Source organism: Proteobacteria bacterium CG1_02_64_396 (assembly GCA_001872725.1).
Classification (GTDB): domain Bacteria; phylum Pseudomonadota; class MNWR01; order CG1-02-64-396; family CG1-02-64-396; genus CG1-02-64-396.
In genome coordinates this window covers 1-11241 of record MNWR01000042.1, presented here as the reverse complement: position 1 = coordinate 11241, position 11241 = coordinate 1, and the positions used below count along the sequence as shown (strand labels likewise).

Genomic DNA, 11241 nt, shown 5'->3' with positions numbered 1-11241 from the left:
AACAACAGATTCTCATCAGCATGGACGGACGGGGCCGGGCGCTGGACAACGTCTTCATCGAACGTTTGTGGCGCACGGTGAAGTACGAAGAGATCTACCTGTACGACCATGCCGATGGGGTGGCGCTGCACCAGGGGCTCGACCGCTACTTCCGGTTTTACAACACCGAGCGCCCCCACAGTGCCCTCGGCGGCAAGACCCCAGAACAGGTCCATCAAACCCACGGCGGAACCACCCACCGCCACTAACCGTTTACAAATTTTCGCCCCCAAACTGTCCAAGGAGTGGGGTCCACCCCAGGGGAAGTGGATGTAGCCCGTTGGGCAAACGTTCGGATCAGGGGGACCGCATGACGACAACCAGGGGTGAACCGGGGCAAAAGCACAGCGACTTCATCGTCTATGTCGATGAAAGCGGCGATCACAGTCTGGAATCGATCGACCCAGAGTATCCGGTGTTTGTGTTGTCGTTTTGCATCTTTCGGAAGGAGGGGTACGCCGAGCAGGTAACTCCGGCGATTCGGCTGCTCAAATTCGCCACCTTCGGGCACGACATGGTGGTGTTGCACGAATCAGACATTCGTCGTAAACGGGGGGCGTTTTCCCGGCTCTCGAAGGGGCCTCGCGAAGCCTTCTTGAGCCAATTGACCCAGCTGATCGAAGCCACAGAGTTCCAACTGGTCGCGGTGGTCATCGACAAGAAGAGGCTGAAGGGGCGCTATACCCAACCCGCGCACCCCTATCATTTGGCGTTGGAGTTCGGCTTGGAGCGCATCTACCGGTTGTTGAAGGGGAGGGGTCAGGACGATGCCCTGACGTTTCTGGTTTGCGAGGCGAGGGGGGCGAAGGAGGATGCCGAACTGGAGCTTGAGTTTCGCCGCATCCGCGATGGAGACAACTACTTTGCAAGGCGATTGCCATTCGATCTGATCGTTGCAGATAAGAAAACGAATTCCGAAGGGTTGCAGTTGGCCGATTTGACGGCGAGGCCCATTGGGCTTTCGGTACTGCGGCCCGACCAAGAAAACAGGGCCATGACCGTGTTGAGGAAGAAGTTCTATCGAAACGGTTTTGGCAAAATTGAGGGAATGGGCCTGAAAGTGTTTCCCTGAAAAGCAAAAGGGCCCCTGTAGTGCCAGGAGCCCCATGCCGGCCGCGTCGTCGCAACCCAACGCGATTATAGCGACGATAACTGTTTGGTAGAGAAGAAATATTTTTTCGGCATACGCCACTGTTTATCGACTTGAAATCGTTCAACCGCTTGTTCGAGTGTTGGGCTCTCCCAATTCAAGGGTTTGTAGCAACAAAGGGGGAGGCTACCCATGCTCTACTACCTCGCGAAGGTTCTGCTCTCGGCGCTGGTGATCGTCGCCGTCTCCGAGATCGCCAAACGCTCGACCCCCTTTGCCGCCTTGGTGGCGGCGCTGCCACTGACCTCGCTGCTTGCCTTCGTTTGGCTCCATATAGAGGGGACTCCCGCCGCAAGGATCGGCGAACTCTCTACCCAAATCTTCTGGCTCGTCCTTCCCTCCTTGGCGCTCTTCCTCCTGCTGCCGCTGCTGCTCAAGCAGGGCTTGAACTTCTGGCTGGCGTTGGGGGTGTCGATGGGGGCGACCGCCGGGGTGTACGGGGTGTTGTGGCTGGGATTGCGGCGCTGGGGGATTGCGCTGTGAAACAAATCCAACCTTGGGTTGAGAGGAGGAGCTCATGCACGCCCTGATCACCGGCGCCACCAGCGGCATGGGTTTGGCCGCAGCCGAGCTTCTGGCCAAACGGGGTTATGCCCTGACCCTGGTCGGTCGGCGCGACGAGGTGCTGGCCGAGCTGGCCACCGGCTGGGCCGCGACCTACGGGGTCGCGGTCACCCCGGTGGCCGTCGATCTGGCCGACGAGGCGGGGATCGAGGCGGCCATCGCGGCGGCTCCCGAAACCCTCGACGTCCTCATCCACGCCGCCGGACTGCTGACCCACGGCCCCCTGTGGGACAGCGACCCCGCCGCGCTGCGCGCCATGTTGCGGGTCAACCTTGAGGCCCCCGTGCTGCTCAACCGAGCCCTGCTTCCCCGGATGCGGTTCGGAGGGGCGGTCATCCATGTCGCCTCCAACGCCGGGCGGATCGCCTTCGGCAATGCGGCTGCCTACTGCGCCAGCAAGTTCGGATTGATCGGCCTGAGCGAGGCGCTTTACGACCCGATGCGGGCGCGGGGGGTCAAGGTGGCGGCGCTGGAGCCGGGTTATGTCGACACCCCGATGGTCCAGGATGACCCCCGCCTGATCCCCGAGCACATGATCCCGGTGGAGGACGTCACCGCCGCCATCGCCTACATTCTCGACTGCTCCCCCAATACCGCCCCCAGCGAAATCCGGCTGCGACCCATTCAAGACGTATATCGACACAATTAAACAGCACCAACCGACGGGGGAGACGTTCATGGAGTGCTCGCGCAAAGAGGCCAAGGTGATCGACCGGGCCATCGAAAGCTGGGAAGCCGAGGGGATCGTCACCTCCGACCTCGGGGTACGGATGCGGGCGGCAGTCGTTATCTCCCCCTTCGATTGGCACCGTCTTGCCCGCTACGCCTTTCTCTTCGCCGTCTTCAGCGTCGTCATCTCGGCGGGGAGCCTGCTCGCCGATCACGCGCTGATCGCCTGGCTCCTGTCGATCTTCAACGCCCCCTACTGGGTGCGCAGCCTGATGGCGGCGCTGATCGGGGCGGTGTTGCTCTGGCGGGCGGCCCACCGGCGCCGCATCCGCCCGGAAGGGGGGTACGGCTTCGAGGCGACCGTGACCCTGGGGTTGATCGCCGTAGGGGGGGCCATCGCCTTTGCCGGGCAGGCGCTCGATGTGGGGCGGGCCGAGGTGCCCTGGTTGATCCTGCTCGGGGTGACGATCTGGGGTGGGGTCGGGATCGCCATGGATTCGCGCTGGGGTTGGCTGCTGGCCTTGATCGCCCTGGGCCATTGGTACGGCCTGCAGACCGGGTACGTCTCGGGCTGGGGCGCTTACTTCTTGGGGATGAACTACCCGCTGCGCTTCGTTCCCTTTGGGGCGGCGATCATCGCGCTCGCCTTCCTGCTGCAACGCCATCCCCGTTTCGAACCGCTCTTCGGGGTGACCCGGATCGCCGGTCTTTTCTACCTCTTTGTGGCGCTGTGGATTCTGTCGATCTTTGGCGACCACGACTCGTGGGAGAGCTGGTCCAAGGTCAGTCAGGCCTCCCTGCTCGGCTGGTCGCTCCTCTTCGCCTTGGCCGGGATCGCCAGCCTCGTTTATGGGCTGCGCAGCGGTGACGGCGCCTTTCGCGGCTTCGGCGCCACCTTCCTCATCATCAACCTCTACACCCGCTTCTTTGAGTTCTTCTGGGACGGCCTGCACAAAACCGTGTTTTTCGCCCTGCTGGCGGTGAGCTTCTGGTATGTGGGCTCGAAGGCCGAGGCGATTTGGGGCAGGAGAGTGGCGCCCGCAACCGCTGGAATTTGAGGCGGTCGATGCGCGGATGGGTCAAAACGGGTACCTTCGCGTCATGAAACGCAGCCGTTTCAAGGTAAAAGGGGTCGAACATGCGTATCGAAGCCGAGTTGGACGAGGTGCACGGCGAGCGACTGGCGATGTTGCAGCGCCGAATGAAAAAGCCTTTAGCCGAGGTGTTGGCGGCGGTCATCGACTTGGCCATGGTCCAGCCACCCCCCGCTCCGGGTGGGTTGCCCGAGCCGATGTCGGTGGGCCAGTGGGGGGGGCTCGATCTGTCTCGGGAGGGGCTGTATGGCGACGACGGGCGATGACACCCCCCTGTTTCTCGACACCAATGTCTTGATCTACGCCAGTGTGCGTGAGGCGCCCGAACACGAGACGGTGCGCCGGTTCGTCGAGAACCGGCTGGTTGAAGGGCGGATGCTCTGCATTAGTCGTCAGGTCCTGCGCGAATATCTGGCGGTGTTGTCCCGTTCTCGGGGCGAGGCTCAAGCGGTTGCACGCGAAACCCTTCTGGTCTGGCTCACGGTTTGGCGCGACCGGTGCCGGGTTTTGGACGATACCGCTCCGGTGATGGAGACCCTGTGGCGGCTGTACGACCAAACCCCTTTTGGGGGTAAACAGGTTCACGACGCCAACATCGTCGCCACGATGTTGGCCTACGGCCTCGATACCCTGGTCACCGCCAATACCTCCGACTTTCAACGCTTTGCACCTCCCCTGACGCTGATCGATCCCCGTCGGCCGTAATCCCCCCATGAAAACCCTCCTCGACCACCTCGACATCGATGTCGTGGCGACCACCACCGTGGTCACCGCCAACCAGCGGCTTACCCGCGCCCTGCGCGCCGCCTTCGACGCCCGGCAGCAGGGGGCGGGCCAGACAGTGTGGGAGAGTCCCGACATCCTGCCCTGGAGCGGCTGGATGCAGCGGCTGGGGCAGCAGTGGCAGGAGGTCGACCCCGTTGCCCCCGAGCTGCTGAGCGATTGGCAATCCCGGGCTGTCTGGGAACAGGTCATCGCCGCCGCCGAGGCCGACCGCCCCTTGCTCAACCTTTCCGCCACCGCCAAGGCCGCCTTCGAGGCCTGGGGGCTGGCCCACGAATGGCGGCTGCCCCTGCCCTTGCCCGAGCCGCTGGCCGACGATCCCCGCGCCTTTCAACGCTGGGTCGCGTGTTACCGAGACCGTTGCCGGACCCAGGGCTGGAGCGACGCGGCCCGGTTGCCCGACCACCTGATTGCGGCGGTTCCAGGGGGGGGGATCGACATCCCCGCACGGCTCGTGCTGGCCGGTTTCGACCGGCTCAGCCCCCGACAGGAGGCGCTGTTCCAGGCGCTTGAGTCCCAAGGTTGCGCCCTCATTCGCCATCGACCCGACACCCAAGAGCGGGGCCGTGCGCAGCGGATCGAACTGCCCGACGGCGCCACCGAGCTGAAAGGGGCCGCCCACTGGGCGCGTGCTTGGGTGGAACAAGGGGCCAGCCGGGTGGGGATCGTTCTGCCCGATCTCGGCAACCGGCTCGACGCGGTTGAAGCGACCTTCACCGCCATCCTCGCCCCCGAAACCCTACTCCCCGGCAGCGACCCCGACGCCCCCCGCCCGTTTAATCTGTCGCTCGGTCGCCCGCTGGCGTTTGAGCCGGTCATCCACACCGCTTTGGGAATCCTGGCGCTGGCCCGGGGCAAGGGGGAGCTGTTCGCTTGGGGCGACCTGCTGCGCGCCCCGTTTTGGCAGGGGGGGGCGACCGAGGCGATCCCCCGGGCTTTACTCGAAGCTGCCCTGCGCCGCCGTCGCGCCACCCGCTTGGGGCTGGGGGCGGTGATGGCCGCCGCCCAGGGGGACGAGCAGCGAGGGTTGCCCCCTTGTCCCATCCTGGCCCAGACCTTGGCGGGATTGCGTGCGGTCATGACGGAGCAAGGCGAGGGGGGCAGTCCGGCGCTGTGGGCGCAGCGCTTCGGCGCCTGGCTCACGCGGGCGGGCTGGCCGGGTGAGCAAACGCTCACATCACGCGAATACCAAGCGGTGCAGCGCTGGCGGCGCACTCTGGAACAGCTCGCCAGCCTGGAGGCGGTCGCCCCCCGCATGAGTCTGGGGGAGGGCCTGAGCTGGCTGCGGCGGCTGGCGCTGGAAACCCTCTTCCAACCCGAAACCCCCGAGGTGCCGGTGCAGATTCTTGGCCCGCTTGAGGCCGAGGGGCTCGACTTCGACGCCGTTTGGGTGGGGGGGCTGAGCGACGAGGTCTGGCCCCCCCAGCCCAGCCCCAACCCCTTTCTGCCGGTCGAGCTGCAACGGCGCCTCAAGATGCCCCGGGCCAGCCAAACCGAGGAGGGGGCCTTTGCCGCCGAGTTGACCCAGCGTTGGCTGCACACCGCCCCCGAAATCGTCATGAGCTGGCCGGCCCATGAGGGGGATCGCGAACTGCGCCCCAGCCCTTTGATCTTGGGTGTGCCGCTGGGCACCCCCCCAAAAATCCCCCAAGAATCCGTGGATGTGAGCGCCTGCTCCCCCTATGCGGAAGAGACCCGACCGATCCCCACCGGGGAGCAGGTCGAGGGGGGGAGCCAGCTTTTTGCCGATCAGGCCGCGTGCCCCTTTCGCGCCTTCGCCCGTCACCGCTTGGCGGCGCGCAGTCTCGAAACCCCCGAAGAGGGGCTCGACGCCCGGCATCGCGGGGACTTGGTTCATGCGGTGCTCGAACATTTCTGGCGGGTGGTTGGCAGCCAAGAGCGGCTGCTGGCGCTCGATGTCGCCGGGCTTGAGGAACAGGTCGCCCAGGCGGTCGATGCGGCGGTGGCCGCGTTCGCCGAGCGCGCCCCAGAACTCCTCCCCCCCCGGCTTTCGCGGGTCGAGCGCAAACGATTGACGCGTCTGGTCGTCGCCTGGCTGGACCTGGAGCGGACCCGCGCCCCCTTCACCGTGGTCGCCTCGGAAGGGGGGGGGCGGGGGGAGCTGGGGGGAATCGCCTTCAACGTGCGCATCGACCGGATCGACCGGCTGGAGGATGGGGGGTTGGTGATTCTCGATTACAAAACCGGGGGGCAAAAAAAGCCCCAAGACTGGTTTGGCGACCGCCCCAACGACCCCCAACTCCCCCTCTACGCCGTCACCCTGCAGGGTGAGGTGGCGGGGCTCGGCTACGCTCAGGTGCGGCTGGGCGACAGCAAATTCGCCGGGCTTGCCGACCGGGAGGGGGTGGCGCCGGGGGTGGGCGAATTGGCCCAAAGCAGGCTGACCGAGGTGACTGACTGGCACGCGCAACTCGCCGCCTGGCGCGCCACCCTGGAGGGGCTGGCCACTAACTTTAGGGAGGGGGTGGCGACGGTTGATCCCAAGGAGGGGGGGAAGAGCTGCCAGTATTGCGACTTGGCGGGTCTGTGCCGGATTCATGAGGTTGGGATGGGGACCGAAGCGCTGGAGGGGGAGGGGCACGAGCCAGAGATTGGCTAAGTCGGCAATCGAGCCCGCCCAGTCCCCTCTCCCCGGAACCGGGGAGAGGGTTAGGGTGAGGGGTGGTACAGGGGGGCAAGGATGAGCCAAAAAGCCAGATACCTCAGAAAGGAATCCACCGACGCCGAGCGGCATCTGTGGCGATACCTGCGCGACCGCCGTTTTGAAGGGGTTAAATTCCGGAGGCAACACCCCATCGGCCCCTATGTCGCCGACTTTGCCTGCACCGAATTGGGACTGATCGTCGAACTCGACGGTGGACAACACGCCCTGCAAGAGGAATACGACCAGCGCCGAACGGCGTTTTCCGAATCAAGCCGGATACCGGGTTTTGCGATTTTGGAATCCAACGGCGTTCCAGGAGACCGAAGGGGTTTTGGAGACGATTCGGCTGGCGGTGGTGGCGGCTCGGGAAGATCTAAGGAAGCGCTGATTTATTCGCGCTTCCGAGCGGCCCAGGGATGGTCTGCCAAAATCAGGAACGTAGGAGGCGACCCCGTCGCCGAAGCTCTTCTGATTTTGCAAGCGAAGCAAAAACGACGCTTTTTTCGTAGCGTGCTGATTCAAGGCAGGATGCCTTTAATCAGCGTTTCCCTAAGGTATGGCCTCAACCGGCAGCCAGTCCCCTCTCCCCGGAACCGGGGAGAGGGTTAGGGTGAGGGGTGGTACAAAGAGGCAACAGCGCGTCCCTTCCAGCTTTCAATGCCAAAACATACCGTCCAAGGGACGCCCATGACCCATCTCGCCGACGCCCCCATCCGCGCCCAAGCCATCGACCCCGGCGCCTCCTTCATCGTCCAGGCTCCCGCCGGGTCGGGCAAAACCGGTCTGCTCACCCAGCGCTTTCTCGCCCTGCTCGCCACCGTGCAGCGCCCTGAGGAGGTGGTGGCGATCACCTTCACCCGCAAGGCGGCGGCCGAGATGCGCGGGCGCATTTTGCAGGCGCTGGCGGACGCCGACCTTCCCCCCCCCGGCGAAGACTTCCAAAAAATCACCTGGGATCTCGCCCGCGCCGCCCGGCGCCAAGAGCAATCCCAGAACTGGGATCTGACCCGCAATCCCGGACGGCTGCGCATCCTGACCATCGATGCCTTTTGCGGGGCGCTCACCCGGCAGATGCCGTGGCTGGCCCGCTTCGGCGCCCAGCCCGGCATCGGCGACGAGGCGGGAGATCTGTTCGCCGAGGCGGCCCGCCGTCTGCTGGCCGAGCTGGAACAGGGGGGCGATGGGGCGGGGGAGGCGCTGGAAACCCTGCTGCTCCACCTCGACAACGACCTGAGCCGGGTCGAAAAGCTGCTGGCCGGGATGCTCGCTCGCCGCGATCAATGGCTGCGCCACCTCAAAGAGGGGGAGGGGGCGCGGCTGGAGCGCGTGCGGTTGGAGGGGGGGCTGCGTTATGTGCTGGCCGAGGAGCTTTCCAGCCTGGTGGTGACCTTGCCCGAGCAAGACGAACTCCTCACCCTGGGGCGCTACGCCGCTGGGAATCTCTGCTCCGAGGGCAAGGAGCAGGCCCCCCAGGTGGCGCTGCTCGGCCGCACCACCCCCCTCACCGCCCACCCCGACGATTTGCCCGCCTGGCGGGGGGTGGCGGCGCTGCTACTTACCGGCCAAGGCGATTGGCGTAGTCCCCGTGGAATCAACAAAAACTGCGGATTTCCCACCGAACTGCCCGATACCGACAAGGGCACGTGCAAGCAGTGGAAGCAACGGATGGGGGCGGTGCTGGAGCGGTTGAGCGCCTCCCCCGAGGCCGACCGTTTTCTGGCGCTGCTGCAAGGGCTCGACAACCTCCCCACCCCCGTCTATGACGAGGCGCAGTGGCAAACCCTGGAGGCGGTTTTGAGCCTGCTCCCCCGCGCCGTGGCCCATCTGCGCCGCGTCTTCGGCGAGCAAGGGGAGGTCGACCACGTCGAGGTGATGGGGGGGGCGATCCAGGCGCTGGGGGGGGGAGACAACCCCAGCGAGTTGCTGCTGCGCCTGGACGCCACCATCAACCATCTGCTGATCGACGAATTCCAAGACACCTCCCGCTCCCAGTTCGAACTGCTCGGCACCTTGATCGCCGGGTGGCAGCCGGGCGATGGCCGCACCCTGTTTTTGGTGGGCGATCCGATGCAGTCGATCTACCGCTTCCGCGAGGCGGAGGTGGGGTTGTTCGTGCGCATCATGGCCGAGGGGCGCTGCCACCATTGGCCCCTGACCCCCCTGCAACTGACGGTCAACTTCCGCTCCCGGGCTGGGATCGTCGCTTGGGTCAACCGCGCCTTCCCGCTGGTGTTGCCCGCCGAGCCCGATCCGGTGGCGGGGGGGGTCCCCTACGCCGCTTCGGTGGCCGCCCGTCCGGCAGCGCAGGGGGAGGCGGCGACCTTCCACCCCCTGCTGGAGGGGGCGCAGGAGGGGGAGGTGGTGGCCGAGCTGGCGCAGCAGGCGATCAAGCGCGGCAGCGTCGCCATTTTGGTGCGGGCGAGGACCAGTCTGCCCCCGATTTTGGCGGCGCTGGCGGCCCGTTCGATCCCCTTTCAAGCGGTGGAGATCGAGCCGTTGGCCCGCCGCCCGGTGGTGCAAGACCTGGTGCAGCTCGCCCGCGCTTTGGTCCATCTGGGGGATCGTCTGGCTTGGCTCGCCATCCTGCGTGCCCCTTGGTGCGGATTGACCCTGGCCGACTTGACGATTTTGGCCGGGGGGGAGGGCAAGACGGCGGCGGTGTGGGGGCGGATGAACAACCCCGAGGTGGCGGCGGCTTTGAGCCCCGACGGCCAAGCGCGGCTCGTGCGCATCGTCGCCATCCTCGCCCCGGCGCTGGGCCACACCCGGCGGGGGCGGCTGCGCGGAAGGGTCGAGGGGGTGTGGCGGGCGTTGGGGGGTCCGGCCTGCCTGAACCACCCCACTGAGCTGGAGGAGGGGTTGATGACCCTCGATCTGATCGGCGCACTGGAGGAGGGGGGCGACCTGCCCGATCCGGCCCGGCTCGACGCCAAGCTCCAGCAGCTTTTCGCCCTGCCCGACCCCGAGGGGGTGGTGCAGGTGATGACGATCCACAAATCCAAGGGGCTGGAGTTCGACACCGTGATCCTCCCGTCGTTGGAGCGCCGCCCCAACAACCAAGAAACCCCGCTGCTGCGCTGGGTCGAGCGTCCCCGCGCCATGGGGGGGCAGGGGGAGGACGAGGCCGACCTGCTCGTCGCCCCGCTCCACCCGACCGGGGGCGAAGGCGACCCGATCTACCGCTACTTGGGCAGCCTGGGGTGCAAGATGGAGCGGCTGGAGACCGGACGACTGCTCTATGTGGCGGCAACCCGCGCCCGGGAGCGGCTGCACGGCATCGGCAGCTTGAAGATCAAAGAGGACAAAAACGGGGTGCGCAGCCTGAGCCCTCCGAGCGGCGGCAGCCTGCTCGCCCACCTGTGGCCTGCCGTTGGCCCCATCTTCGAGGGGGCGATGCTGCGGGCAGGGGTGGAGGCCGCGCACATCGAGGGGGCGCTCCCCACGGTCGCCCCGCCCCTGCGCCGCCTGCCCGCCGATTGGCACCTCGTGGGGCTGCCTGCGCCGCTCCCCCTTGCCGCGACCCCCTCCGCCCCGGCGGCGCAAATCGAGGTCGAGTTCGATTGGGCCGGGGAGGCGGCCAAACATGTGGGGACGGTGGTCCACCGCATGTTGGAGCGGATCGGCAAAGAGGGGCTTTCGCGTTGGGGGCGTGACCGGGTGGCGGCGCTGGAACCGGCCTTTGCCCGACAATTGGCCGCACTTGGCGTCCCCACCACCGAGCGATTTTCAGCCGTTGCCAAGGTGGTCCGGGCGCTGCTGCAAACCCTGGAGGACCCCAAGGGGCGCTGGATTTTCGATACCGCTCACACCCAGGTGCGCACCGAATACCCCCTGACCGGCATCGAGGGGGGGCAGCCGGTGCACAAGGTGATCGACCGGACCTTCGTCGACGGCGACGGCACCCGCTGGATCGTCGATTTTAAAACCGGCGGCCATGCTGGGGGCGGGGCGGACGAATTCCTCGACCGGGAGGTGGAGCGCTACCGGGGGCAGCTGCTCGGTTATGCCCGGCTGTTCCAACGGCTGGAGGATCGCCCCGTCAAGCTGGGGCTGTATTTCCCGCTGGTACGGGGGGGGTGGCGGGAGGTGGCGGGGTAAGAAGGAGATTTCGTAGGGTGGATAAGCGCAGCGCATCCACCTGTTTGAAGTAGCCGAGAAAGTAGCCGAGAAAGTAGCCGAGTGGGGTGGACCCCACTCCTTGGACAGTTTGGGGGCGAAAATTTGTAAACGGTTAGTGGCGGTGGGTGGTTCCGCCGTGGGTTTGATGGACCTGTTCT

Annotated in this window: 8 protein-coding genes and 2 pseudogenes; all 10 read left to right on the top strand. The window is 66.0% G+C overall.

Annotated features, from left to right (window positions below; all coding sequences use genetic code 11):
• Nucleotides 1-248 (top strand): annotated as a pseudogene (locus AUJ55_05300) (hypothetical protein).
• Nucleotides 249-349: 101 nt separating this feature from the next.
• Nucleotides 350-1111: a 3-deoxy-D-manno-octulosonic acid transferase gene (locus AUJ55_05295; GenBank protein ID OIO58306.1), complete on the top strand. Its 762-nt coding sequence runs from the start codon at nucleotides 350-352 to the stop codon at nucleotides 1109-1111.
• A gap of 210 nt (nucleotides 1112-1321) precedes the next feature.
• The gene (locus AUJ55_05290; protein OIO58305.1) at nucleotides 1322-1672 is read left to right on the top strand and encodes a hypothetical protein; all 351 of its coding nucleotides are present in this window, start codon (nucleotides 1322-1324) and stop codon (nucleotides 1670-1672) included.
• Between the two features lie 34 nt (nucleotides 1673-1706).
• Nucleotides 1707-2402 (top strand): hypothetical protein, encoded by a 696-nt coding sequence (locus AUJ55_05285; GenBank protein ID OIO58304.1) that lies wholly within the window; start codon nucleotides 1707-1709, stop codon nucleotides 2400-2402.
• Between the two features lie 28 nt (nucleotides 2403-2430).
• A complete protein-coding gene (locus AUJ55_05280; GenBank protein OIO58303.1) occupies nucleotides 2431-3480 on the top strand; it encodes a hypothetical protein in 1050 nt (349 codons plus the stop codon).
• An 80-nt stretch (nucleotides 3481-3560) separates the two neighbouring features.
• Nucleotides 3561-3782, top strand: a complete 222-nt coding sequence (locus tag AUJ55_05275; GenBank protein OIO58302.1) for a hypothetical protein — start codon at nucleotides 3561-3563, stop codon at nucleotides 3780-3782.
• On the top strand, nucleotides 3763-4221 hold the full coding sequence (locus AUJ55_05270; protein OIO58301.1) for a hypothetical protein: 459 nt from the start codon (nucleotides 3763-3765) through the stop codon (nucleotides 4219-4221). The genes AUJ55_05275 and AUJ55_05270 overlap by 20 nt, the downstream gene beginning before the upstream one ends.
• A 7-nt stretch (nucleotides 4222-4228) precedes the next feature.
• Nucleotides 4229-6919, top strand: a complete 2691-nt coding sequence (locus tag AUJ55_05265) for a hypothetical protein (protein OIO58300.1) — start codon at nucleotides 4229-4231, stop codon at nucleotides 6917-6919.
• 81 nt (nucleotides 6920-7000) lie between these two features.
• Nucleotides 7001-7352 (top strand): annotated as a pseudogene (locus AUJ55_05260) (DNA (cytosine-5-)-methyltransferase).
• 299 nt (nucleotides 7353-7651) lie between these two features.
• The gene (locus tag AUJ55_05255) at nucleotides 7652-11062 is read left to right on the top strand and encodes a hypothetical protein (protein OIO58299.1); all 3411 of its coding nucleotides are present in this window, start codon (nucleotides 7652-7654) and stop codon (nucleotides 11060-11062) included.
• Nucleotides 11063-11241 lie beyond the last annotated feature (179 nt).

Coding starts and splice junctions, on each gene's coding strand:
- AUJ55_05280 (OIO58303.1), top strand. CDS start 2,431: ATGGAGTGCTCGCGCAAAGAGGCCAAGGTGATCGACCGGGCCATCGAA.
- AUJ55_05270 (OIO58301.1), top strand. CDS start 3,763: ATGGCGACGACGGGCGATGACACCCCCCTGTTTCTCGACACCAATGTC.
- AUJ55_05255 (OIO58299.1), top strand. CDS start 7,652: ATGACCCATCTCGCCGACGCCCCCATCCGCGCCCAAGCCATCGACCCC.
- AUJ55_05265 (OIO58300.1), top strand. CDS start 4,229: ATGAAAACCCTCCTCGACCACCTCGACATCGATGTCGTGGCGACCACC.
- AUJ55_05275 (OIO58302.1), top strand. CDS start 3,561: ATGCGTATCGAAGCCGAGTTGGACGAGGTGCACGGCGAGCGACTGGCG.
- AUJ55_05290 (OIO58305.1), top strand. CDS start 1,322: ATGCTCTACTACCTCGCGAAGGTTCTGCTCTCGGCGCTGGTGATCGTC.
- AUJ55_05295 (OIO58306.1), top strand. CDS start 350: ATGACGACAACCAGGGGTGAACCGGGGCAAAAGCACAGCGACTTCATC.
- AUJ55_05285 (OIO58304.1), top strand. CDS start 1,707: ATGCACGCCCTGATCACCGGCGCCACCAGCGGCATGGGTTTGGCCGCA.